The organism is Prevotella merdae, assembly GCF_900290275.1.
Lineage (GTDB): Bacteria > Bacteroidota > Bacteroidia > Bacteroidales > Bacteroidaceae > Prevotella > Prevotella merdae.
The window spans coordinates 1,136,422-1,162,416 of sequence record NZ_LT985324.1 but is presented as its reverse complement, the minus strand read 5'-3'; the positions used below and the strand labels follow the sequence as shown (position 1 = coordinate 1,162,416).

Annotated in this window: 22 protein-coding genes and 1 pseudogene; 15 read left to right on the top strand and 8 right to left on the bottom strand. The window is 45.8% G+C overall.

Translation table 11 applies throughout. The features are described from left to right. Nucleotide 1 precedes the first annotated feature (1 nt). The 9 genes from C9991_RS11405 (at nt 2) to hisS (ending at nt 10,974) form a co-directional block, all read left to right on the top strand. Nucleotides 2-1,234 (top strand): S-adenosylmethionine:tRNA ribosyltransferase-isomerase, encoded by a 1,233-nt coding sequence (locus tag C9991_RS11405; protein ID WP_106812623.1) that lies wholly within the window; start codon nt 2-4, stop codon nt 1,232-1,234. A 145-nt stretch (nt 1,235-1,379) separates the two neighbouring features. After that, complete coding sequence (locus C9991_RS11400; protein WP_106812622.1) at nt 1,380-2,594, top strand: DUF2027 domain-containing protein; 1,215 nt, start codon at nt 1,380-1,382, stop codon at nt 2,592-2,594. Between the two features lie 19 nt (nt 2,595-2,613). Further along, nucleotides 2,614-4,542: an NAD(+) synthase gene (locus tag C9991_RS11395; RefSeq protein ID WP_106812621.1), complete on the top strand. Its 1,929-nt coding sequence runs from the start codon at nt 2,614-2,616 to the stop codon at nt 4,540-4,542. 18 nt (nt 4,543-4,560) lie between these two features. Beyond that, on the top strand, nt 4,561-4,968 hold the full coding sequence (locus tag C9991_RS11390; protein WP_106812620.1) for a helix-turn-helix domain-containing protein: 408 nt from the start codon (nt 4,561-4,563) through the stop codon (nt 4,966-4,968). Nucleotides 4,969-5,009: 41 nt separating this feature from the next. Further along, nucleotides 5,010-7,004, top strand: coding sequence for a dipeptidyl-peptidase 3 family protein (locus C9991_RS11385; protein ID WP_106812619.1), 1,995 nt, complete (start codon nt 5,010-5,012; stop codon nt 7,002-7,004). An 86-nt stretch (nt 7,005-7,090) separates the two neighbouring features. Further along, on the top strand, nt 7,091-7,705 hold the full coding sequence (locus C9991_RS11380) for a DNA alkylation repair protein (RefSeq protein WP_106812618.1): 615 nt from the start codon (nt 7,091-7,093) through the stop codon (nt 7,703-7,705). Between the two features lie 44 nt (nt 7,706-7,749). After that, nucleotides 7,750-8,220, top strand: coding sequence for a Fur family transcriptional regulator (locus tag C9991_RS11375; RefSeq protein ID WP_232823316.1), 471 nt, complete (start codon nt 7,750-7,752; stop codon nt 8,218-8,220). Nucleotides 8,221-8,325: 105 nt separating this feature from the next. Continuing rightward, on the top strand, nt 8,326-9,603 hold the full coding sequence (locus tag C9991_RS11370) for an adenylosuccinate synthase (protein ID WP_106812617.1): 1,278 nt from the start codon (nt 8,326-8,328) through the stop codon (nt 9,601-9,603). A gap of 12 nt (nt 9,604-9,615) precedes the next feature. Continuing rightward, nucleotides 9,616-10,974 (top strand): histidine--tRNA ligase, encoded by a 1,359-nt coding sequence (gene hisS / locus C9991_RS11365; RefSeq protein WP_106812616.1) that lies wholly within the window; start codon nt 9,616-9,618, stop codon nt 10,972-10,974. Between the two features lie 735 nt (nt 10,975-11,709). On the opposite strand, the gene C9991_RS11360 is transcribed toward hisS, so the two are convergent. From C9991_RS11360 to C9991_RS11350, 3 genes are all read right to left on the bottom strand, one after another. Continuing rightward, a complete protein-coding gene (locus C9991_RS11360) occupies nt 11,710-12,957 on the bottom strand; it encodes an ATP-binding protein (protein ID WP_106812615.1) in 1,248 nt (415 codons plus the stop codon). Between the two features lie 382 nt (nt 12,958-13,339). Beyond that, on the bottom strand, nt 13,340-13,948 hold the full coding sequence (locus C9991_RS11355; RefSeq protein WP_106812614.1) for an aminotransferase class IV family protein: 609 nt from the start codon (nt 13,946-13,948) through the stop codon (nt 13,340-13,342). A gap of 13 nt (nt 13,949-13,961) precedes the next feature. Next, entirely contained in the window at nt 13,962-14,951 is a 990-nt protein-coding gene (locus C9991_RS11350) for an aminodeoxychorismate synthase component I (protein WP_106812613.1), read from the bottom strand. 239 nt (nt 14,952-15,190) lie between these two features. On the opposite strand from C9991_RS11350, the gene C9991_RS11345 reads away from it, so the two are divergent. Next, on the top strand, nt 15,191-15,916 hold the full coding sequence (locus tag C9991_RS11345; protein ID WP_106812612.1) for a DUF5932 domain-containing protein: 726 nt from the start codon (nt 15,191-15,193) through the stop codon (nt 15,914-15,916). A gap of 15 nt (nt 15,917-15,931) precedes the next feature. Next, complete coding sequence (locus C9991_RS11340) at nt 15,932-16,549, top strand: AbgT family transporter (RefSeq protein ID WP_106812611.1); 618 nt, start codon at nt 15,932-15,934, stop codon at nt 16,547-16,549. Here the strand turns inward: C9991_RS11340 and C9991_RS11335 are convergent. The 3 genes from C9991_RS11335 to C9991_RS11325 form a co-directional block, all read right to left on the bottom strand. Continuing rightward, nucleotides 16,516-17,058, bottom strand: a complete 543-nt coding sequence (locus C9991_RS11335) for an NUDIX hydrolase (RefSeq protein ID WP_106812610.1) — start codon at nt 17,056-17,058, stop codon at nt 16,516-16,518. The two genes, C9991_RS11340 and C9991_RS11335, sit on opposite strands and share 34 nt — an antisense overlap. Nucleotides 17,059-17,069: 11 nt before the next feature. Further along, entirely contained in the window at nt 17,070-17,915 is an 846-nt protein-coding gene (ispE, locus tag C9991_RS11330) for a 4-(cytidine 5'-diphospho)-2-C-methyl-D-erythritol kinase (protein WP_106812609.1), read from the bottom strand. 84 nt (nt 17,916-17,999) lie between these two features. Beyond that, complete coding sequence (locus tag C9991_RS11325; RefSeq protein WP_106812608.1) at nt 18,000-20,285, bottom strand: NADP-dependent malic enzyme; 2,286 nt, start codon at nt 20,283-20,285, stop codon at nt 18,000-18,002. Between the two features lie 285 nt (nt 20,286-20,570). Here C9991_RS11325 and C9991_RS11320 point away from each other — a divergent pair, with 285 nt between their 5' ends. The 4 genes and pseudogenes from C9991_RS11320 (at nt 20,571) to C9991_RS11305 (ending at nt 23,700) form a co-directional block, all read left to right on the top strand. Next, nucleotides 20,571-21,224 carry a TetR/AcrR family transcriptional regulator gene (locus tag C9991_RS11320; protein WP_106812607.1) on the top strand — a complete coding sequence of 218 codons (654 nt, stop codon included), beginning with the start codon at nt 20,571-20,573 and terminating at the stop codon, nt 21,222-21,224. Between the two features lie 122 nt (nt 21,225-21,346). Then, on the top strand, nt 21,347-21,982 hold the full coding sequence (locus C9991_RS11315) for a deoxynucleoside kinase (RefSeq protein ID WP_106812606.1): 636 nt from the start codon (nt 21,347-21,349) through the stop codon (nt 21,980-21,982). A 2-nt stretch (nt 21,983-21,984) separates the two neighbouring features. Beyond that, nucleotides 21,985-22,599 (top strand): annotated as a pseudogene (locus C9991_RS11310) (deoxynucleoside kinase). A 54-nt stretch (nt 22,600-22,653) separates the two neighbouring features. Next, nucleotides 22,654-23,700, top strand: a complete 1,047-nt coding sequence (locus C9991_RS11305; RefSeq protein ID WP_106812605.1) for a sugar kinase — start codon at nt 22,654-22,656, stop codon at nt 23,698-23,700. A gap of 107 nt (nt 23,701-23,807) precedes the next feature. Here the strand turns inward: C9991_RS11305 and C9991_RS11300 are convergent, their stop codons facing one another. Further along, the gene (locus C9991_RS11300; protein WP_106812604.1) at nt 23,808-24,092 is read right to left on the bottom strand and encodes a putative quinol monooxygenase; all 285 of its coding nucleotides are present in this window, start codon (nt 24,090-24,092) and stop codon (nt 23,808-23,810) included. 99 nt (nt 24,093-24,191) lie between these two features. After that, on the bottom strand, nt 24,192-25,829 hold the full coding sequence (gene pafA, locus C9991_RS11295; RefSeq protein WP_438269203.1) for an alkaline phosphatase PafA: 1,638 nt from the start codon (nt 25,827-25,829) through the stop codon (nt 24,192-24,194). Nucleotides 25,830-25,995: the final 166 nt, after the last annotated feature.

Genomic DNA, 25,995 nt, shown 5'->3' with positions numbered 1-25,995 from the left:
AATGGAAACAAAACACATTCATATTAAGGATTTCAACTATTGTCTTCCCGATGAGCGCATAGCCAAATTTCCTTTGGCTCAGCGCGACCACAGCAAGCTTCTCTTGTATAAGCATGGTGAGGTGTCCGAAGATGTATTCTACAACATAGCCAACTATCTGCCTAAGGGAGCGCTTATGGTGTTCAACAATACCAAGGTGATACAGGCACGCTTGCACTTCCGCAAGACTACTGGCGCTTTGATAGAGGTATTTCTTCTTGAGCCATACATGCCAGCCGATTACGAGCAGATGTTTCAGGCAACGGGCAAGTGCTCGTGGCTTTGCATGATAGGTAATCTTAAGAAGTGGAAGGAAGGACAGCTGTCTCGCACTTTTGATGTCAACGGCACTATTGTTACTCTTACCGCAACCCGACGTGAGGATGTAGGCAAGAGCTATCGTGTAGACTTCGAATGGGATAGCGACACTATCTCGTTGGCAGAGTTGCTCGATTCGGTTGGCGAACTTCCTATTCCTCCTTATCTTAACCGTGAGACTCAGGAAAGCGACAAGACCACTTACCAGACCGTATACTCAAAGATTAAAGGCTCGGTAGCAGCACCTACAGCTGGACTTCATTTTACACCTGAAGTGCTTGCGTCGATTGATGCAGCGGGTGTAGACAGAGAGGAGCTTACCTTGCATGTGGGTGCCGGTACATTCAAGCCTGTCAAGGCCGAAGAGATAGAGGGCCACGAGATGCATACCGAATATATATGTGTGCATCGACAGACTCTTGAGAAACTTATTAAGCACAATGCAGAGGCAATAGCTGTAGGCACAACAAGTGTGCGCACTCTTGAGAGTCTTTACTATATGGGTGTAAAGCTTGAGGGTGGACTTGATATTGCCGAGGACCAGTTGCATATATGCCAATGGGATCCTTATGAAGGTCCGATTGCTTCTGCAGCTGCAAACGTTACTCCGCTTAAGGCTATACAGAACATTCTGGCTTATCTTGACCGCCATGGTCTTAACTCGCTACATTCGAGCACGCAGATAATAATAGCACCAGGATACGACTATAAGATTGTGAAGATGCTTGTTACCAACTTCCATCAGCCACAGTCTACGTTGCTTCTTCTTGTAAGTGCCTTCTTGCATGGTGGCGATTGGCACAAGATATACGATTATGCGCTTTCGCACGATTTCCGCTTCTTAAGTTATGGCGACAGCTCGTTGCTGATACCTTAACCCGAAGCTTAACGAGAGTTATATACTTAACTTTCGCAAATGGGGAAGTTAAAGAATTTAAAGAAGTTAGAGAAGTTAAAGCCATATGCTTTATAGCTAAATATTCAGCAAAAAGAGTAATTATAATTTAAGCTAAAAGAAAACGATGAAAATAGGAGACAAGGTACAATTCCTTAGCGATATAGGTGGTGGTAAGATAGCAGGTTTTCAGGGCAAGGACATTGCTCTGGTTGAGGACGAGGATGGATTCCAGATACCAACCCCAATATCCGATTTGGTTGTAATGAGTAGTGGCGATGAGTATTCCTCGTCTAAGTCGATTCAGAAGAAGAGTGGGGCAGAAGGTTCTGTCGAGAGTGCCGACCCCGATACATTCAATATGTCGGTTAAGGCCAAGATTAATGCCTTCTCGGCTGATGTTGTTGAAGACGAGGAAGAATACGATGCTGCCGACCGCGAGATAACCTACAAGGCAAAGGTAGAAGAGCGCAAGGGGGGCAACGTGCTCAACCTTTATTATGCCTTTGTGCCAGAGGATGTGAAGAACTTCTCTAAGTCTACGTTTGCTTGCTATCTTGTAAACGACAGCAACTATTACGTACATTATTTATATATGAGTGTTGACGGACAGTCGTTCAAGCTTCGTGGCGAGGGCGAGCTTGAGCCTAACACAAAGATATACATCGAGTCGTTTGCGCTCGACCAGCTTAACGAGATAGACCGAGTTAGATTCCAGTTGCTTTCGTTCAAGCGCGACAAGGACTTTGTGGCTAAACCCGTATGCGATGTGCAGTTCCGCATAGACAAGGTTAAGTTCTACAAGCTTCATACATTCCAGCCAAGCGAGTTCTTCGACGAACCTGCTCTGCTTTATCCCGTTGTTAAGGACGACAATGTTGCACAGCTTAAGCCTGTTGAGGCTGATAAGCTGATATATGTAGAAGAGGACGAAACCACCACTAAGCCAAAGAAGGGAAACCTCAATAACATTAGTGCCAACGAGCCTTCGTACAAGAAGCTCAAGGGATTGGAGTCGCTCAACACATCCAAGCACGCTCAGTCGAAGAAGTCGAATGACGATTTGATTGTTGTTGACCTTCATGCCGGCAGCTTGCTTGAGACTACAGCAGGTATGGGCACAGCCGATATATTGAATTATCAGCTCGACTACTTCCGTCGCATACTTGAGGAGAACAAGCACAATAAAGGACGCCGCATAGTGTTTATACATGGTAAGGGCGAGGGTGTATTGCGTCATGCCATCGTTAACGAGTTGCGTTACCGCTACAAGAACTATCCTTATCAGGATGCTTCGTTCCAGGAATACGGCTATGGAGCCACTCAGGTTACGATTAGATAATGTATAATAATTATTGAATATGAATTACGGTTACATAACAGTAGCCTCGGCCATACCCTCTGTGCGTGTTGCCGATGCCGACTACAATATTAAGCAGATAGAAAGCCTTATAGCACAAGCCGAGGGCAAGGGTGCCGAGATTATCGTCTTCCCAGAACTATCGGTTACAGGATATTCGTGCCAAGACCTCTTTGCACAGCAGACTCTTCTCGACCAGACAGAGATGAAGATATTGCAGCTGCTCGACTTCTCGCGCATGCTTGACATCATCTGTATTATTGGCGCGCCAGTTTGTATTGGTACAGCCCTTTACAATTGTGCTGTAGTTTGTCAGCATGGCAATATTCTTGGTATTGTGCCTAAGCGTTATCTGCCTAATTATGGCGAGTTTTACGAGAAGCGTTGGTTTGCATCTGCCGACGATTTAGACTGTCCTACCGAGGTTCGCTTTGCCGGCAATACTATAACAGTATCGCCAGACATACAACTATTCCAGACTTGCGATGGTGTAAAGTTTGGTATTGAGTTGTGCGAGGACGTATGGGCACCCGTACCGCCAAGCAACGACATAGCTCTTGCCGGAGCCGACATTGTGTTCAATCTCTCGGCAAGCGACGACCTTATTGGCAAGAATGCTTATCTCAAGAGTTTGCTCTCTCAGCAGAGTGCTCGCTTGATATGCGGTTATGTATACAGCTCTTGTGGATTTGGCGAGAGCACACAAGATGTGGTTTATGGCGGCAACGCTTATGTTTACGAGAATGGTTCGCTTGTGGCTGAGTCTACACGTTTCTCTCTCGACGAGCAGCTTGTTGTAAGTCAGATAGATGTTGAGAAGTTGCGTACAGAGCGCCGCAAGAACACATCGTTTGTACATGCTGCCAAATCGTCTAAGGCTGTTATCGTTCCTACAGAGGTTGTTCAGCCACGCGACTTTGCTTTGCTGCGCAACGTCAATCCACATCCTTTCATTCCTACAAGCAAGGATATGTATGCCTCTTGCGACGAGATTTTCTCTATACAGGTGTGTGGCCTTGCCAAGCGCCTGGTACATACCAACAGCAAGCGTGTGGTTCTGGGCATTAGTGGCGGATTGGATTCTACATTGGCATTATTGGTTTGCGTAAAGACATTCGACAAACTGGGCTACGACCGTAAAGGCATTATAGGTGTAACGATGCCAGGCTTTGGCACTACCGACCGTACCTACAACAATGCTCTGTCGCTTATGCAGAGCCTTGGTGTAACCATACGCGAGATAAGCATCCGTAAAAGTGTTACACAGCATTTCGAGGATATTGGTCACGACATCAATGTGCATGATGTTACATACGAGAATGGTCAGGCCCGCGAGCGTACACAGATTCTTATGGACTTGAGCAATAAGCTTGGCGGACTTGTCATCGGTACTGGCGACCTTAGCGAGCTTGCTCTTGGATGGGCCACATACAATGGCGACCATATGTCGATGTATGGTGTAAATGCCAGCATTCCCAAGACGCTTATACGCTATCTTGTTAGCCACGTGGCTGATAATAGTGTTGATGAGACGTCGCGTGCCACCTTGCTCGACATTATCGACACGCCAATATCGCCCGAGCTTATACCTGCTGACGAGAACGGAGATATTAAGCAGAAGACCGAGGACCTTGTTGGCCCATACGAGTTGCACGACTTCTTCCTTTACCATTTCCTGCGTTTTGGTTTCCGTCCTTCCAAGTTGTTCATGCTTGCACGCAACGCTTTCGACGCGACTGTATATAGCGATGATGTTATAAAGCATTGGCTTAGAACATTCTTGCGCCGTTTCTTCCAACAGCAGTTCAAGCGCTCGTGTCTGCCAGACGGACCAAAAGTAGGTAGCGTTACATTGTCGCCACGAGGCGATTGGCGTATGCCAACAGATGCTATGAGTACAGCATGGCTTGCTGAGTGTGACTCGCTTTAGTAGAACAAAAACGTTTGTATGACATCTAACAATATAGAAAAAGGCAAACATGCACCTGCCTATCTTGCCAAAATCTCGCACGAGACATTTGACAAACTGAAAGAGCAGATTCTGCAAACTGTAGTTGTGGAGAAGCGATACCGCGACCGTATGTTTACGGCCAAGCAGCTTGCCACGCTTCTGCACACCAATACGCGCTACATATCTATAGTGCTTAGTGTGCGTTATCATGCCAATTTCTCTCAGTTTGTCAATCGGTTGCGGGTAGAAGAGGCTATGGCGTTGCTGCAAGACTCGCGCTATGCCGACTTGCGTATAGAGGAGATATCCGATATGGTGGGCTTCTCCAATAGGCAAACGTTCTATCGCGCTTTCTGTCAGATTACAAACAAAACACCGAGAGAGTATCAAGAATCTCTCGGTTGACATTGTGTGCAACCGATAAAAAGTATAAACTATCGATATTTATGACCTACAAATTCAATTTTACGGATGAGCGTTTTGCCGATATACAGATGTTGCGCTATCGTCTCGACGATTTCGACAACCTTACGCTCAACCAGAAACTATACATATATTATCTATCCGAGGCCACGCTTTGCGGTCGCGACATAACCACCGACCAGTTTGGCCGTTACAATCTGCGTATACGTCGCACCCTTGAGGCTGTATATGTAAACTATAGTGGCAAGCGCGATAACGACGAGTTCCGTGCTCTCACGGTTTATCTCAAGCGTGTGTGGTTCTCTAATGGCATATACCATCATTATGGTTGCGAGAAGTTTGAGCCTGAATTTTCCGAGGCTTATTTCCGCAACGTGGTGCTAGCTACAGCCAACGACATAGCCTCGAAGAGTGATGTTGACGAGCATCTGCACTTGCCGCTTCTTGCCAACGAAACCGTAGAAGGCTTGCTTGCCGACATCTGTCCTGTTATGTTCAACCCCAACATTATGCCTAAGCGTGTAAACCAAAAGGCTGGCGACGACCTTGTTGCAACCTCGGCTTGCAACTACTACGAGGGTCTTACTCAGAAGGAGGTTGAGGATTTCTATGCCCAGATGCGTAAGGATGATGCCGATAATGCCGCTACACCTATATCGTACGGCCTTAACTCAACACTTCGTAAAACATCTGATGGCTGTATAAAGGAAGACGTTTGGTGTGCCGACGGACTCTATGGCTCTGCTATCAACCACATTGTTTATTGGCTTGGCAAGGCTGCCGAGGTGGCCGAGAACGAGCGTCAGGTTGAGATAATCAATCTGCTGATAGAATATTATCGCACAGGCAACCTGCATACCTTCGACCAGTACTCGATAGAATGGCTTAAGGAGCATGAAGGACGTGTCGACTTTATCAATGGTTTCATCGAGGTGTATGGCGATCCGCTCGGGCTTAAGGCCTCATGGGAAGGAATTGTTCATTATAAAGACCTTGTTGCCACACGCCGCACACAAACATTATCGCAGAATGCACAATGGTTTGAGGACCATTCGCCGGTTGATCCACGTTTTCGCAAACCTCAAGTAGTTGGCGTTACAGCCAATGTTGTATGTGCTGCCATGCTTGGTGGCGACGAATATCCATCTACAGCTATAGGTATTAATCTGCCTAATGCCGACTGGATTCGCGCACGTTATGGTTCCAAGAGCATAACCATAGGCAATCTAACACACGCTTACAATCAGGCTGCACGCGGCAACGGATTTGCTAAGGAGTTTGTTATCGACGATGCAACACGCGACATGATTGACAAGTGGGGCGATGTATGCGACGATTTGCATACCGACCTTCACGAATGCCTTGGTCATGGTTCGGGCCAATTGCTTTCTGGAGTTTCTGCCGACGCACTTGGATCTTATGGTTCTACGATAGAGGAGGCACGTGCCGATCTGTTCGGATTGTATTACATTGCCGATCCTAAGCTTTACGAGCTCGGACTAACTCCGTCGCTCGAGGCTTATCGCTCGCAGTATTATACGTATATGATGAATGGTTTGCTTACGCAGCTCACCCGCATACAGCCAGGCAATGAGATAGAAGAGGCTCATATGCGCAACCGTGCGCTTATTGCACGTTGGACACTCGACCACTATCCGTCGGCTGTAAGGCTTGTAGAGCTTGATGGCAAGACTTATGTAGAGATAACCAATTATCAGGAGCTTCGTACTGCCTTTGCCACATTGCTTGCCGAAATACAACGCATCAAGAGCGAGGGCGACTTTGAGGCTGCACACATGCTTGTTGAACGTTATGCCGTACATGTAGACGCCAAGTTGCACAACGAGCTTCTTGAGCGTTACAGCAAGCTTGGCATAGCGCCATACAAGGGATTCATCAATCCACGAATGTCTCTTATAAACGATGCCGAAGGTCGCTCAGCCGACGTAAAGGTAGACTATACCGAGACTTACGACCATCAGATGCTGCGCTACTCGTCAGAGTATGGCTTCCTTTAACCACGGGAGTATAAGTATATGGTTGAACTTCTTTAATTTCTACACTTGCTAAACTTGAGTAGTGTAACAAATTGATTTAACAAAAAATGGAAACCTCAGAACTGGTAAAACAGATAAAGCGTTCGTTCCGCCTATTTATGAATGGCGTTACAGCTGCCTCGATGCGACAGAAAGGACTGGAGTATAAGGTGAATTGGGGAGTATCTCAACCCGATTTGCGCCGAATGGCCATGCAATACGACAAGGACAGCGCTCTTGCCCAAGCTCTTTGGAACGAGAAAGGTGTGCGCGAGTGTCGTTTGCTTGCCACACTCATTATGCCTTCCGACAAGATGTCGGAAGACATGGCTTTGCAATGGGCCAACGACATAACCTCTGCCGAGCTTGCAGAGATGTTGGCATTCAACCTCTTCCAGTATCTGCCGTTTGGCTACACGCTTGTAAGGCAGATGCTTGATAAGGACAACGTCGGTCGTATATGTGCCTACAACCTTATGTGCCGACTTATGAAGCGTGGTATAAAACCCGATACCGACACATTAGACAAACTGTTGTCGGCAACTTCGGTAGACATACATTCTGCCGACCGACAGTTGTTGCATTCGCTTCTCAATTGCCTGCAATACATCGAGCAGACCAACACAGAAAAGGCATTTGAGGTGCGTCAGCTACTTAATGACAATGGTTTTGACGCTTTTTAGTGCATCTTTTTGGTCAAGTTGGTAAAAAAATGTAACTTTGCAATATGATGCAGAATGATGTCAAGACAGTTGCTAAAGGAGTACTTACAAGTTATCTCGAGGGTAATGGATGTCGTAAAACTCCAGAACGCTATGCTATATTGGAGGCAGCCTACGATATGGGCAGCTATTTCACACTTGAAGGTCTTAGCGACAAGCTTGCAGAGAGCCATTTCAATGTGAGCAGAGCTACCCTATACAATACAATGCGACTGTTTATCGAACTGCGTCTTGTAATTCGTCATCGGTTCCAAACCGGCACACGTTATGAGGCATGTCTCGCTACGTCGAGCCATTGCCACCAGATATGTACAGTATGTGGCAACATAACAGATGTGGAGATACCTGAATTGTCAGGTGTGATGAATGGCGTTAAGCTTAAACGATTCCGTGGCGAGCAATACACATTATATATATATGGTGTGTGCTCGTCGTGTGCATACCGTATACGCAAGACGCAGGCTGCAAGAAAATAAGCAACCAATCCGAAAGGATTACACATAAATACTTATATAGCATAGTTTGAATTTATAAAGCAGAAATGCCGAATAATATTTAGAATAATAAAAAGTCATAAATTTATGAACAAAGGAAAAGTAGACGTCCTGTTGGGACTTCAGTGGGGCGACGAAGGCAAGGGCAAAGTTGTAGATGTCCTCACACCAAAGTATGACGTGATTGCCCGTTTCCAGGGTGGTCCAAACGCTGGCCATACTCTCGAGTTTGAAGGTCAAAAGTATGTCTTGCGTAGCATACCGTCAGGCATATTCCAGGGTGGCAAGGTAAACATCATTGGTAATGGAGTTGTACTGGCACCAGATCTCTTCATGCAAGAGGCTAAAGAGCTTGAGAAGAGCGGTCATGACTTACGCTCACGTCTGCATATCTCTAAGAAGGCTCATCTTATCATGCCAACCCACCGTGTGCTTGATGCTGCCATCGAGGCATCTAAGGGCAAGAACAAGGTTGGAACAACAGGCAAGGGCATCGGTCCTACTTACACAGACAAGGTATCACGCAACGGCTTGCGTGTAGGCGATATTCTCGATGGCTTCAAGGAGAAATACGAGGCTCACAAGGCTGCTCATCTTAAGCAGATTGCCGCTTTGGGTTATACCGACTTTGACATTACAGAGGTAGAGAAGACATGGATGGAAGGCATAGAGTATATCTTCAAGAATTTCCAGATTGTCGACTCTGAGCACGAAATAAACAATGTATTGCGTTCGGGCAAGGACATCTTGTGCGAGGGTGCACAGGGCACAATGCTTGATGTTGACTTTGGCTCTTATCCTTTCGTTACATCGTCTAACACTATTTGTGCTGGCGCTTGCATAGGTTTGGGTATCGGCCCTAACCGCATTGGCAATGTATACGGCATTATGAAGGCTTATTGCACACGTGTTGGTGCAGGTCCTTTCCCAACAGAGCTGTTCGATGAGACAGGAGCCAAGATTCGCGACCTCGGTCATGAGTATGGAGCTGTTACCGGACGTGAGCGTCGTTGCGGATGGTGCGACCTTGTACAGCTTAAGTATTCTGTAATGATTAACGGCGTTACCGAGCTTATCATGATGAAGAGCGACGTGCTCGACACATTCCCAGTTATCAAGGCTTGTGTTGCCTACGAGTTGCCCGACGGCACACAGACAACAGAGCTTCCTTACGAGTTGTACGATGCTAAACCTATCTACAAGGAGTTCAAGGGATGGAATGTCGACATGACCAAGTTCACATCCGAGGATCAGTTCCCACAGGAGTTCAACGACTACGTCAACTTCCTTGAGACATATCTTGAAACACCTATAAAGATTGTGTCAATAGGTCCTGACCGCGAGCAAACCATTATACGTAAGTAAACATTTTTTGAAATGGCAAAACCAAGCATACCAAAGGGCACAAGAGATTTCTCGCCCGTAGAAATGGCCAAGCGCAATTACATCTTCGACACCATTCGTAGTGTATATGGTCTATACGGATTTCAGCAGATAGAAACTCCGGCAATGGAAACCCTACAGACTCTTATGGGTAAGTATGGCGAAGAGGGCGACAAGTTGCTATTCAAGGTATTGAATTCGGGCGACTATCTTTCTAAGATTACAAGCGAGGAGATTGAGGAGCGCAACTCATTGCGTTTGGCTACCAAACTGTGTGAGAAGGGTCTTCGCTACGACCTTACTGTTCCATTTGCACGCTATGTTGTGCAACATCGTGAGGATATTCAGCTACCGTTCAAGCGCTATCAAATTCAGCCCGTATGGCGTGCCGACCGTCCGCAAAAGGGACGTTATCGCGAGTTCTACCAGTGTGATGCTGATGTTGTAGGTTCCGACTCGTTGCTTAACGAGGTTGAGCTTATGCAGATTGTCGATACCGTATTTACACGTTTTGGCGTGCGTGTCTGCATCAAGATTAACAACCGTAAGATTCTAACCGGTATTGCCGAGGTAATTGGCGAGGCCGAGAAGATTGTTGACATTACAGTTGCAATCGACAAGCTCGACAAGATTGGCCTTGATGGCGTGAACGACGAACTTCGCCGCGACGGTATTTCTGAGGAGGCTATCGAGAAGCTTCAGCCTATTATAGCTCTCGAAGGTACCAACGACGACAAGCTTGCCACTATAGCTTCGGTTCTTCAGGCATCCGAAACAGGATTGAAGGGTGTTGAGGAGACTCGCTTTATTCTTGACACACTCAAGACTTGCGGTCTGAACAACCAGATAGAGCTCGACCTTACTCTTGCTCGTGGCTTGAACTATTATACTGGTGCCATATTCGAGGTTAAGGCTCTCGACTATGCCATTGGCTCTATAACCGGTGGCGGTCGTTACGACAACCTTACCGGCATCTTCGGTCTTCCAGGTCTTAGTGGCGTGGGCATTTCGTTTGGTGCCGACCGCATCTACGATGTGCTCAACGGTCTTGACCTTTATCCAAAGGAGGCTGTCAACGGAACCCAACTTCTCTTCATCAATTTTGGCGAGAAGGAAGTGGCTTATTGTTTGCCGATACTTACTAAGTGTCGTGCTGCAGGCATACGCACAGAGATATTCCCCGACAGCGTTAAGATGAAGAAGCAGATGGCTTATGCCAATGCCAAGCAGGTGCCTTATGTGGCTCTTGTGGGCGAGTCGGAGATTGCCGAAGGCAAGCTTACTCTCAAGAATATGGCTACTGGCGAGCAGAGCCTTGTTACGCCCGACAAGCTTGTTGAGGCTATCAAGTAAAATACGGGTCTGTTGAAGCTTTTCAAGCAATATATATTCAAAGGCAAAGTAATATATATTCAAACTCAAAGTAATATATATTAAATGGCAAAGTAATATATATTCATTTGGCGAGTAATATACTTGCGGCTTTCAGCACACTCTTTATACATATGAGGGGATGTAATAAAACAAATTGTTTTGTTACATCCCTTTTTTTTTCTCCCTCTGGTCACCCGAGGTTAAGCATGATTTCTATCGCATATTCAAAGAGAAAGAAGGTTGCTCCCCAACTGTCTGGAGAGCAAAAATACAATAAAATCACGCCTTAGGTGTCTACTTCCCCCACCAAGTAGACACCTTTTTTGTAGGAAGTAGACACCTACATGGGGGAAGTGGACACCTTTTTCTGAAGAAAAACAATATTTTTGCGCCATGGAAAATATGATAGAGACTTTCACGAAAGAGGAACAGGTGTAGGACAGACGAATCAAGTAACTCTGATTACTGAATAAAATAGCTCCTACGCCAAATGGGAGAATAAAGAATCTGGCAATATTTATCAATCCATACTTCGCGGTTGTTCCAAGGGTCTATACACCTCGACAAAAGGGTGTATAGACCCTTTATCTCAATATAAACCGTTGGGTGGATAATATGGTTGTATGGTGGAAAATATCAAGAGTTCGGCAATTTAGTGCCAACATCATAGGTGATGATTTCGAGGAGACATGTCGTTACCTCTATTGCAGCTTATTAAAACTTATATATAGGCAAAACCTTGACCTTATATCCATTTTTCTCAATTACCCTTTCCTCATTCATCGTGACAATGATCAGATTGGAGCATTTGAGTTCTCCTGCACATTCAATAATGCTATCTACTTCCCGCTTGAGCGTTCGTCCAGATGAGAGGTCATAACATACTTGTATAAGACTTTCTACATGAGCACCTTGCCTTGTAACAAAATCTGTCTCCTTGTCATTACGGGAGCGATAATAGAAAAGTGATGTTTCTGCATGATATCCCCTGCGAACCAACTCTATAAAAACCTGATTCTCCAATAACCTGCCTAAGTTCTCACTCACACTAAAAGCCTTGGCTTCTACAAAACCATTGTCAACCACATATACTTTCTGTGGAGCTTTCTTCATCACTTTCAACTTGTTGTTGTAACGTGGCAGATAATACAAGAGATAGGGTTCTCTTAAAAATCCCATGAACTTCTTGGTGGTTGCTACGCTCGAAAATCCCAGCGTTTCTGCCAGTTCGTTGGCACTGAAAGGATTGCAGAAGTTAGAAACCAGATACATGGCCAGGTTGTTCAAATCCTCCACATTGCGTACTTTATGGCGCTTGGCAATGTCTTTCCAAATGATGGAATCAAAGAGTGTGGAGAGATAGTTTTGGGTCAGACTTCTTGCTGCTACTGTCTCTGGATAGCCCCCATGGTGCAGATAGTCTGCTATAAGCGAGAGGTCTGATGCGCTATCTTTCATCTCTGATACTTCCGAAAGATTCCTGTGATTCCAGATAAAGAATTCTGAAAGACTGAAAGGCAGCATCTCTATCTGGATATATCTGCCTGTGAGTAATGTTGCCATTTCGCTACTCAGCAATTTGGCGTTGCTTCCCGTAATAACCATGTTGATTCCCATGCGGTAAAGTTTGGAGACCCATAAATGCCAACCATCCAGATTTTGAACCTCATCAAGCAGAAGATACTCGAAGTCGGGATAAACGGCATGTAGTGTTTCCCAAACCAAATCATCGTCCCATGCACTCAGAAGTTTGCCGTCATCAAAATTCAGATAGGCAAAGTTCCTGCCTTTCAGCATCAGCAAAGCCTCTGTCGATTTGCCTGTTCTTCTAGGACCCGTTATCAACTTGATTTGCTTGCTTGCCAACAGTTCATCCTCATCATATTTGGTATGACGTGTAAGGTAAGGACGGGAAAGCAGAATATCCCGTTCCTTTTTCTGGTTACTGATAATTGTTCTCATTTCTCTTCAGATGAATTGATTAAACCGAGACAAAGATACAAAAAATATTCATTCCATCTATTTTATTGAATAAAAAAGTACTGATTTTATTCAGTACGATGGATAGAATGAATAAAATTAGTACTTTTTATTCCTCATATTTCAGTTTCTCAGTATCTCTTCCCCCGCACTTCACGGGAAAACGACAAGGGTCTATACACCTCGACAAAAGTGTGTATAGACCCTCTTTTGCAATATACACCATTTGGTGGATAAAATGGTCTATCGCCACTTTTTGGTAATTATTCCTCGTTATCTTATCTCCTCTCGCACCTATCTCTATATGATCTTCAAAGAGAAGACCGGCAATACACCAACTGAATGGCGCACAGGGGTGCAGACATCATAGGATGTGGACATTTTCTATTGCTATTTCTATTTCACCAAACTCAATCATCGCATTAAAAAGACTTACCTTGTTGGCATTTCGCAAATCTTCCAATGTAATATCTGCTTTTTGTATCATTCCCTTGTCCAATAGTGCGGCTCTTTTTGTGCCTGGCAATAAGGGATGTCTGGGAGTCACCCAATGTTTGCCATCAAATATGGCAAGGTTCGTGAATGAGGTATCCGTTAAAAGTCCATGTTTGACGATGATGATGTCGTCACAGTTTCCTTTCTGTGCGACCAAGGCATTGAGGCGACTGCGGTCGGTACTTTTGTAGCCATACGTTATCGTGTCGTCTGCGACCACTTGAAGTGATTTTATGTTTCGAATAAAATACGGAGCATATTCTACTGCTTCAACTCCTTGTTCGCCATACACCACTCTCGCCTTGTAAAAATCCATGCTTTCCGTTGGATTTATCAGTTTTTCCAATGAAGGCATGGACGCATTGCATAATGAAGGAAAGAACTTACAGATCGTTCTTTCCATTCTTTCCTGATGGTATGCAAGAGCTTGTGTCTTTCCATTCACAATCTTTATTGTCTCTACGAATTGCTGTGCCATATTAAAATCAGTTCTATTCAAAAGGAAGATACACTTTTTGTAACACTTCCTCGTATTCTTTTCTGCAATCACTCTTCGAAGTAATGCCTCCTCCTGCCTTGAAATACGTTCCTATACCGTCATTTTCAAGAAAGCGTATCATTACAGCCGAGTTGAGTTCACCATTATTATATATACCCATGACTCCTGTATAGAATCCATGGTCATAGCCTTCCGCCTCATGGATTATTTCCATAGTCTTGTCCTTTGGCGCACCTGTTATGGAACCTGCGGGCAACATTGCATCCAATATGTTTCCGATGTGCTTTTGATAACCGGTTGGCAACTTGCCGCTTATTTCGGAACTGGTCTGGAGAATATCCCCCTTATTGGTATGGAGCACATCAATATAACGGTATTTATCCACACTTACATGCTCTGCCACACGGCTAAGGTCATTGCGAATCAGGTCCACAATGGTAGCATGTTCGGCAGCTTCTTTTTTATCGCCCATCAACACTTGCTCAGCTTCGGGTAAGGACGCGTCAATCGTGCCCTTCATCGGATAAGAATATATCATTCCGTTCTTTATCTTCACGAATGTTTCCGGCGAGAAGCACACGAACCGCCTATTGCTATTATTGTCTATTAGTAGAATCTTATACTTGCCTTTAGCACGTAGGAATATGTCCTCAAACGTAAGGTTGCAGTCCACAGCCACCTCACAAGTAAGGTTGGCAAGATAACTGTTTCCACGCAGGATGTTGCTTTTGACGGTTTCAAAACTTTTCGTGTAATCTTCAAAATTTGGCTCAAACACTTTCCACGTCGGATGTTTGGTAACCGAAGAGAGTGGCTGCCGTTTTACATTGGTTATACCCTCAAAGTCATAAAGGCATTCGTTGGTGGCTATTTCAGACAGCTTCCGTATGTATGCTTCCGAACCTGCATAGTTGACGACAAAAAGGAAAGGCTCCTTTTCGTTAGCCAAATGATTGATACGGTCTATAATATTTTGTTTCATTGTCTTACATATAAAAATGCAAAATTATACTATTTATGAGAGAACGCAAAAAATATCCGTAGCCATTTTTACTACGTTTGAAAAATGCATAACTTTTACCATTATTCTTGAATGCGATAACTTTAAGATATAAAATGGTTACTGATCTGTGAATAGTACTCATAATTTTCGTTTACAAATTGTATATTTCTGTCGTTTGTTGCTTGTTTTTCATCCTTTATAATTAACTTTGCCATACTATGGACAATTTTAAAGTAATAATAGTAGAGGACGTACTTCTCGAACTAAAAGGTACAGAAGGCATCTTGCGTAACGAGGTGCCCGAGGCCGAGATAATAGCAACAGCCGACTCGGAAGAGTCGTTCTGGCAAGCATTCGCCAAGTCAAAACCCGACTTGGTGCTGCTCGACTTGGGATTAGGTGGAAGCACAACTGTAGGTATAGACATTTGTAGTCGCCTTAAGAGCGAGCATCCTGAGGTAAAGGTATTGATTTTTACGGGCGAGATACTTAATGAGCATCTGTGGGTAGACGCCCTTGACGCCAAGTGCGACGGCATTATACTTAAGACGGGCGAATTGCTTACTCGTGACGATGTTGCAAGTGTTATGAATGGCAAGCGGCTTGTGTTCAATCAGCCTATACTTGCAAAGATAGTGGAAAGCTTTATACGTTCTGTAAAGAATGAGATACAGAATAGAGAGGCGCTGATACGCTACGAGATAGACGAATACGACGAGCGTTTCTTGCGTCATCTTGCATTGGGATACACCAAGGAGCAGATATCCAACTTGCGAGGAATGCCTTTTGGCGTAAAGAGTCTTGAGAAACGTCAGAACGAACTAATACAGAAACTGTTTCCAAACGGAAACGGAGGTGTGGGCATTAATGCTACACGCCTTGTGGTCAAGGCTTTCGAGTTGCAGATATTAAGTCTTGAGAATCTTAGTGCCGACGAAGACTAAACAAACGTTGCGATTATGACAAAGAGGTTAAAGTTTTCGAGCGTTGCCGCATACACATCACTTGTGATATTGTTGTTGCAGCTGGTGCTTATTGTTGTGTCATGGGTGCTCACGGCTGTCAATCCCGACATACAGATACGCTCCATACTTGGAAGCGAAGGCTTGCGCTGGTTGTTTGGTACATTTGTCAGCAATATCGCCTCCAGCTTCCTTGTGTGGATGCTTGTTGTAGGTATGTGTGCAGGACCGCTTGTTGAGAGTGGTCTGCCACGCTCTATTGTTGCCTATAAAGAAGCTACTGGCTACGAGCGTATGGCTCTTTTTGTGGCATTGTGGGAGCTTCTTGTCATAATCGTCGTAATAGCCCTTCTTGCCTTTGTGCCGCATGCTGCGCTCTTAAGTGCCCTTGGCACGTTGATGCCAAGCAGCTTTTCGGCTTGTCTTGTTCCGCTTGTAGCCGTATCTTTAGGCATAGTGGCAATAACCTATGGCTGCATTATCGGCAGGTTCAAGTCGGTAGACAGCATCTTTTCTGCTGTATTGCGCGGCATAGGTTTTGTGTCGCCACTCATAGTGGTGTACGTGTTTGCGTACGAGTTTTATTGTTGCTTGAGATGGGTGTTTTGCTTCTGAAGATATGGCACAACAACGTTGCGGTATTCTCTTTCAAAGTTAGGCGTAAAAACGTTATGCCCAATATTGTTCTCAATATCCTCTAATGTCCAAAAACGTCCACCCTCAAGTTCGTCCTTGCTTGGGTTAACATCGCCATTGTAAACGGTGGCAAATACGTTTACATACTCTCTTTCTATGTTGCTCTCGAAGATGTAGCTTGTTATCTTTTCGGGCACAAAGTTGTGTATGCCTAATTCTTCGCCTACCTCGCGTTTTAAGGCTTGCTCAACATTCTCGCCATAGTCGATATGTCCGCCACAAGCCGTGTCCCATTTGCCTGGCTGTATATCCTTCCATTGCGGACGTTTCTGCAGATACAGTTCGCCTTGGCTGTTGAACACATGCAGATGCACCACAGGATGCAACTTTTTCGACCCGTTGTGAGCCTCGCCACGCAATATGTGTCCTATCACGTTGCCTTCGTTGTCTACCCAAGGAAACAGCTCGTTCTTATTGTCCTTATTCATAGCGCATGCTTTTATAGTTGCATTACAAATGTACGGCAGTCGGCAAACTCGTCTTTTATCGACTGTTCGTCCATGTTGTTCTTGAATATACCGAACAATGAGCTTCCGCTTCCGCTCATCTGCGCATACGATGCACCTAAGGTATAAAGACGGTTCTTGATGTCCTTCAGCTTAGGATAAATGCCGAAGACACTCTCCTCGAAGTCGTTGCACAGAGCATCCTTCCATGTGTCAATAGGCTGAGCCACAATGTCGCGGCAGCACATCTTAGGCTTGCGTGGTGTGATATTGCTGAAAGCCTCTTTTGTAGAAACCGCAATCTGCGGCTTGACCACTACCAGGCAATAGCCCTGCAGATTGTTGCCTGTTATGTTTACAGCCGCCAATATCTCGCCAATGCCTTCGGCATAAGCCGGTTCGGCAGTAATAAAGAAGGGGCAGTCGGCACCCAGTCGGGCTGCATACTTCTCCATTTCGGCATTACCTATATTTATGCGGAATCGCTGGTCGAGCAGTCTTATCATGTAGGCAGCATCGCTCGAGCCGCCTCCCAATCCAGCTTCCGATGGAATGTTTTTGTATAGATGTGCGTGTACACGTGGAATGTCGAAGTCGGCTGCAATCATATTATATGCTCTGACAATAAGGTTGTCTTTCTCGTCGCAACACACGTTGTTGCCCGTAACCTTTAGGTCGCAAGCCATGTCCGACGGGAAACGCTCGTCCATTGTCTTTATCTCCAGGGCGTCGCATATTGGGATAGGGAAGAACACAGTCTCAAGGTTGTGGTAGCCGTCGGCACGCTTCTCTGTAATGTTCAGTCCGAGATTAATTTTGGCGCAAGGAAACTCTATCATATCTCATTAAGATAAAAAGAGGCTGCGACATTCTCTACTTTGTTGGTCCAGAATGTCACAGCCTCAATGATTTACTGTTGTTTATTATTTGTTCTTAATCTTGTCAACGTAAGCATCGATAGCTGCAACAGCTGTGATGTTTACGATGTCGCGAACCGAACTCTCGAAGTCGGTAAAGTGGATAGCCTTGTTCAGGCCCATCTGGATAGGGCCAATAATCTCGGCATCCTGGTCGATAGCCTGCAGAAGCTTGTAGCTGCCCTGGGCGCTGCTCATATTCGGGAATACGAGAGTGTTGACATCAAGCCCCTTAAGACGTGTGAATGGGTACTTGTCGTCGCGTAGATCCTTGTTCAGAGCAAAGTTAACCTGCATCTCGCCGTCAACGGCAAGGTCGGGGAATTGCTTCTGCAACTCTTCCACAGCATTGTGTACAGAAACCGGGCTGCCAATCTCGTCGGTACCGAAGTTAGAATAGCTAATCATAGCCATGTGTGGCTCTTCGTTGAAGAATCTAACGGTATTGGCCGAGAGTTTGGCGATATCCACCAGCACATTCTGGTCGGGGTGGCGGTTGATAAGAGTATCGGCAATGAAGAATACGCCCTTCTTGGTGTTGAGAATATGCATAGTGGCAAAGGTGTTATACTCTTTGCGTATGCCGATAACCTCCTTGGCCACCTTGATGGTGTTAGAGTACTTGGTGTACAGACCGGTGATAAACGCGTCGGCGTCGCCAGTCTCTACCATCATCATACCAAAGTAGTTGCGCTCGTACATCTTGTCGTAAGCCTCCTCAAATGTGTAGCCCTGGCGTGCACGCTTCTTGGCAAGATGCTTAGCATAGGTTGCACGACGGCCCTGCTCCTGGTCGGCACGCATGTCTATAAGCTCAATACCATCAAGGTTAAGCTTCAAACGCTCGGCCACACGGCGCAGACGGTCGGGGTTGCCCAAAAGGATAGGGTAGCAGATGCCCTCTGTCTTAGCCTGTACAGCAGCCTTCATCATCGATGGATGTGCGCCTTCGGCAAACACTATGCGCTGTGGGTGCATGCGTGCAGTATCGTGCAGGTTGCGTGTAAGCTTGGTTTCCTGACCGAGCAACTCCATAAGGTTCTTTTTGTAAGCGTCCCAGTCGGTAATGGTCTTGCGTGCTACTCCGCTTTCGATAGCAGCCTTGGCAACAGCCGCGCTCACTTCTGTGATAAGACGTGGGTCTACTGGTTTCGGTATGAAGTATTTAGGACCGAACGAGAGGTCGTTGACATGATAAACCTCATTAACGATATCAGGCACAGGCTGCTTGGCAAGGTCGGCGATGGCATGTACGGCAGCCATCTTCATCTCCTCGTTAATAGCCTTGGCATGAACGTCGAGGGCGCCACGGAAGATGTAAGGGAAACCAATAACGTTGTTAATCTGGTTAGGATAGTCGCTTCGTCCGGTAGACATAAGCACGTCTGGGCGGCTTGCCATAGCGTCCTCGTAGCTAATCTCAGGTACAGGATTGGCAAGGGCAAACACTATAGGCTGGTCGGCCATAGAGCGTATCATGTCTTGCGAGAGTACGTTGCCCTTTGACAGACCAACAAATACGTCGGCACCCTTTACAGCCTCTTCCAGGGTGTGTACGTCGGTACGTGTTGTTGCAAACAGCTTCTTCTGCGGTGTAAGGTTAGGACGGTCGGCTGTGATAACTCCCTTTGAGTCGAGCATCACGATGTTCTCTACCTTAGCGCCCAAAGCCACGTAAAGCTTTGTACAGCTAATGGCGGCTGCACCTGCACCATTTACTACAATCTTTACCTTGGCAATATCCTTGCCAGCAACCTCAAGAGCGTTCTTCAGACCTGCAGCCGATATGATGGCTGTACCGTGCTGGTCGTCGTGCATAACTGGTATGTCGAGTGTTTTCTTAAGGCGTTCCTCGATATAGAAACATTCAGGCGCCTTGATGTCCTCAAGGTTTATACCGCCAAATGTAGGAGCAATTTTCTCTACAGCTTCGCAGAACTTCTCAGGATCTTTCTCGGCAACCTCGATGTCGAATACGTCGATGCCGCCATATATCTTGAACAGAAGTCCCTTGCCTTCCATCACAGGCTTGCCACTCATAGCGCCTATGTCGCCCAAACCGAGCACGGCTGTACCGTTAGAGATAACAGCTACAAGGTTGCCTTTGTCGGTATATTTGTACACATCGTTAGGGTTCTGCTGAATTTCCAAACAAGGAAACGCAACGCCTGGCGAGTAGGCGAGACTAAGGTCGGTTTGGGTATGGTAAGGCTTTGTAGGCTTTACCTCAATCTTTCCAGGGCGATTGCCTAAGTGATATTCCAAGGCACTTTCTTTTGTTATTTTCACCATGTTTAAGTTATTTATATCGTTTGTTATTGGTCTATTTGTATGGCAAAGTTACTTAAAAACGAGCATACAACCAACTATATTACATTATTTTTGACATTAAAATATATTCTTTGTACTTGTGGGGTAAAAAAACAGTATAAAACTATTACAGCATTAATAGTTTTTAGTAACTTTGCATTTAGATATGTGTTAAATGCACATATAGTTATGTATATATGTATACATATATAATAAGGTATATAAGATAAGACGAAAGCAAAACTATCACACATTCATATTCATACAATGCATAAAGATATTCAACTGACAAATTACAGAACAGAACTGCCTGGCAAAATCCTTAAAACAGCAATGTGCGAGTTTCTTCATCGAGGAGTTAAGTCGGTGAAGATGGACGACATTGCCAATCATCTTGGTATTTCCAAGCGCACGTTGTATGAGATTTATTCAAACAAGGAGGAGCTTCTGCTTGAGTGTGTGCGTTTGCAGGAGGAAGATAACGACCGCCACATGTTTGAGTACAGCAATATGCCCAATCATAGTGTTATCGATATTTTCATCGAATTTTACAAGCATCAGATAGAGGGCGTGTCTAATGTCTCGCCCGCATTCTTCCAGGACATCAACAAGTATCAAAGCGTTGTAGACTTTTATGAGAGGAAGCGTGCCGTGCGCAACCGCGATGCCAAAAGCTTCTTTATGCGTGGTGTAAGGGAGGGATTTTTCCGTAGTGATGTCGATTTCGACATCGTTTTGCGCATATGTCAAAAGTCGATGGAATATGCCATGCGTACAGAGATGTACAAGGAGTACGACATGAAGCATCTATTGCACAACATCCTCTTCCTCTTCCTGCGTGGCGTGTGCACAGCCGAAGGCATTGTAAAGCTTGATGCATTTATAGCCGAGAATATGCCTGCCACAAACCCAAACTGCTGATAGATTTATTGGCACGAGTGCTGGCATTAGGTAATATTTTTGTACGTTCCTGTCTGTTAATAAATTTATTTTGATTAATTTTGCATAATCATTTAAATTTACTAAAATACAGATTTCAACAAGTGTATATAGGAATAGCAGGAAATATTGGTTGCGGCAAGACCACGCTCACAGAGATGCTTGCCGAGCATTACCAATGGGAACCGCGGTATGAGGCTGTAGTGGACAATCCGTATATGGACGACTACTACAAGGATCTGCAGCGATGGTCGTTTGCAATGGAGGTGTTCTTTCTCAAGGAACGCTTTAAGGATGTGCTCGAGTTCTCAAATTCGGAGAATATGATTATTCAAGACCGCACCCTTCATGAGGGAGTGTTCGTGTTTACGGCAAACAACTACTCGCAAGGCAATATGAGCGACCGCGATTTTGAGACTTATATGGAGCTCTACGAGATTATGATGGACAAGGTACAATTGCCCGACCTCATGATTTATCTTAAGGCTTCGGTGCCACATCTTGTGGAGAACATCCAGAAGAGAGGACGCGTTTGCGAACAGAAGATACCTATAGAGTATCTGCAGGGCCTGAACGATAGATACGACGACTTTATACGTAACAAGTACAAGGGAAAGGTTCTGGTTATCGATGTAGACCAACTCGACTACAAGACGCGCCCCGAAGACTTCAAGTTCATTACCGATAAGATAGACTCTATATTCCCCGTCAATCCCAACCAATCTACAAAACAGAAATAACAATGCATATAGCTATAGCCGGTAACATTGGCAGCGGCAAGACCACCCTGACCAAGATGTTGGCAAAAAGATACAACTGGTCGCCACGTTTCGAACCTGTAGAACACAACCCTTATCTCGACGACTTCTATAGCGACATGTCAAGATGGTCGTTCAATCTGCAGATTTATTTCCTAAACAAGCGCTTTAAAGAGGTGGTGGAGATTAGCCAAAGCGACAAGGACATCATACAGGATCGAACCATTTTTGAGGATGCGTGCATATTTGCACCTAATCTGCATGGACAGGGCTACATGTCCGACCGCGACTTCAACAACTATTCCGACCTCTTCAATACGATGATGACGCTCGTCTAGTTGCCCGACCTTATGATTTACATCCGCTCTACCGTGCCCAACCTTATCAATCAGATTAGCAAGCGTGGACGCGAATGCGAGCAGACTATCCGTATCGACTATCTCAAGGGGCTTAACGACCGTTACGAGAACTGGATTAAGGACTATAAGGGCAACCTGATAATTGTAGATGGCGACACCCAGAAGTTCGAGTCAGACCCCGAGGCTTTCCGTCGAATTACCGACCGTATTGACGCCATGCTGTACGGCTTGTTCAAGTAAAAAGACAACAACAATAATGTGCATCTTTAGGATGCTACTTAAATCAATATGAGTATGAAGACTAAGATCGTAACTTTTGGAGAGATATTGCTCAGAATCTCCAAACCCGAGTATCAACGTTTGTTCCAAGGTCATCGTATGCTGGGCAATTATGGTGGCAGCGAGGCTAATACAGCCATCTCTTTGGCTTGCATGGGCGACAATGTGGAATATGTTACACGTTTGCCACATGGCGCTATGGGCGAGGCGGCGTTGATGCATCTACGAGAGTTTGGTCTTAAAGTCTCGCATGTGGTGCGTGGTGGCGAGCGCCTTGGCACTTATTATTTCGAGGAGGCTGTTGCCATGCGCAACTCGCACGTTATCTACGACCGCAAGAACTCGGCTATGTATTCGCTTAAGAGGGGAATGATAGACTGGGAGAAGGTATTTGCCGATGCTGCCGTGTTCCATTGCTCAGGCATTACATGCGCCATTAGTCGCGACTCAATGGAGTCGACTATGGATGCCATAAAGCTTGCCGCGGCTGATGGATTGACTATTGTATGCGACATCAACTACCGCAAGAATCTTTGGGGATACGGCATGGAGCCGCACGATGTGATATTCAATATGATGCAGTATAGCGACATTGTCTTTGGCGACCAAAACGAGTGGGAGGTAGCAAGTGGCGTGCCTCACATCCCCTTTGTGGCTACCGACGACAAATGTGAGCTCGACAAGGATGCTTATCAAGAGTATTTCCAGCAGATGCACAAGTTGTTCCCTAAGTGCAAGAAGATGATTATGGCTCTGCGCAACCAGTTGGCAAGCAGCCACCATGTGCTTACTGGCGTGCTCTACGATGCTGTTGAGGGCAAACTGTATACTACAAAGATGTACGACATCCAGCCTGTTGTCGACCCAATGGGTGTGGGCGATGCTTTTGTGGCTGGCTACATTCACGCCCATCAGAAGTGGGCCGACGACAACCAGTATTGTCTCAACTTCGCCCTATCGGCAAGTGCCTTAAAAAACACAATCCCTGGCGACCAAAACTTGGTTAGCGAAGAAGAAGTGATAAGCAATATTACCTCATCGGGAGGCAGAATACAACGTTAATAATAAACGTCCGACTTTATATGGATAATCAAGCTCCGTATAAAGTCGGACGTTTTCTTTTGTATTCTTGTAAACCCTAAAAATAGGGTGGGGCTTTGTGTGTGTGTTTAGAACGCAAACTGCTCCAGCTTCAATCCATTCTTTGTAAGCGCCTCAATTTTAGGCACAAGTGTTGTGAAGTGTTCGGCAGCCATGTGGGCCTTTAGCACTTCCTCGTTCTGCCATGTCTCGCAAATCATCATCACACCCTCGCGTGTTCCGCTAACAAAATAGTCGTAGGCAACGTTGCCGTTGTCCTTGAGCGACTTCTCTACCAACTCCTGGCACAGGGCCTTTATCTCGGCTGTCTGCGCAGCATCTTTTACCTCGAAGAAAACATTCAGTCTAATCATATTCAATCTCGTTTTTAAAGTTGTTGTTATCTGTTGATTAACTCTATACAAAGGTACAAATATTTGGGAAGTTGTGGGGGTGTGGCGACGTTAAAGAAGTTAAAGACAGATTGCTTTTCCCACGCATCCGTTAGGAGCCTGAACATGCAGCATGGCCGCAATTGTAGGTGCAATATCCGTCATGAAAGTCTGCTTTGTTGTGGCGCCATGTTTGATACCCCATCCCATAAACACAAGCGGAATGTGCGTGTCGTACGAGTTCCATGCGCCATGGTCGGTTCCCTTCATGCCGTGAGCGTAGAAGTTGGGCTTCAGAATAATAACAACGTCGCCGCTGCGTTCGCGGTTGTAGCCGTTTATTATGCGGAACTTAACCTCCTCCGGAATGCTCTCTGTCGAAGCCTTTGCCATGTCGCAAGCATACAGCACGCTTGGGTCTTCCTTCAGCACATTTACAACCGTCTGCTTAATATTGTCGAAATCCAGCTGCTTGCTTTTAATCACGTCGCGGTTGAAGAACACCTGATAGTTCATCACGGTCTTCACAATATCGCCAGCTTCGGGATATTCTTTAGCCAGCACATGGTTTAGCTTCTTGGCTGTGGCTGAGGCGTCCCAACTGCCAGCTGGGATGCGGCGGTCTTGCAGAAAGGCGGCATTGTTCATGGCACCATGGTCGGCGCTAAGGAACACAAGATAGTTGCCCTTGCCCACCTTTGAGTCGAGATAAGCCAGGAAGTCGGCAATGGCCTTGTCAAGGCGCAGATACGTGTCCTCAGTCTCTATGGCATGCGTGCCCACCTGATGTCCAATATAGTCGGTACTCGAGCAGCTTACGGTCAGGAGGTCGGTCTCGTCGTCGGCACCCAGTTGCTCGCCGTCTATTGCAGCCTTAGCCATGTCCAATGTAAGCGAGTTGCCAAAGGGTGTGTTCCTTATAATGCCGTAGCCATACTTCTTGTACAACTCCGGAAGATTAAGCGGCAGAGTGGCCTTTACCCCTTCGCGAATGCCGTTTTCGTATTCATTCTCGTCGGTTGTGCTCTCCGTGTATGTGTTTTTAGGATAGAGCGTGTTCCACTTCTGCGACAGATACTGTTCGGGCAGACGCTTGTCGTTGAACGCCTCAACCCATTTGGGCAGATGGTCCATATAATAAGAGCTTGTGATGAAGCAACCCGTCTGGTCGTCAAACCAGAAAGCTCCATTCGGATTATGTCCGGCGGGCAGGATAGAGGCACGATCTTTTAAGGCCACACCCACAACCTTGGCTCTGCCGTTAGAGGCAATCTTCATCTCGTCGCCAATGGTAGAGACCCACAGATTGCGTGGCGACATAAGTGCAGCCACGCTTGTTGTGCCCACGGGCTTTACTGAGTCGTCGTCTGTGCAATACACCTTCTTGCCATCCTTCACAAAGTTGTTGCCAGCAATACCGTGTATAGAGGGCACGCTGCCCGTATAGATGCAGGTGTGGCCAATAGCTGTAACCGATGGCACGTAAGGAATCATGGTGTTCTCGCACGAGAAGCCCTCGCCAAGCAATCGCTTGAATCCGCCGTCAGTATAACGCTTTTGGTAGCGGTAGAGATAGTCCCATCGCATTTGGTCTACAACAATGCCCACAACAAGCTTGGGGCGCTCTATGGCAGCTGCGTTGGATTGCTGAGCCGAGGCTGTGCCGCATCCAAGCAAGGCCATGGAGAGGAAACTAATAACCTTAATCTTTTTCATCATTAATTATTGTAACGTGTTTTACACGTGCAAAAGTATTCAATATTTGTTTCATTTGTGTTACGGAGGGGTTAAATTGTTTTAATCTCAATCTCTGTATCTATGTTTTTAAAAAGGGTTCTCCATAAGGTGGGCTGAAGGCTCTTGGCGTTACAGTTACAGTTGTTAC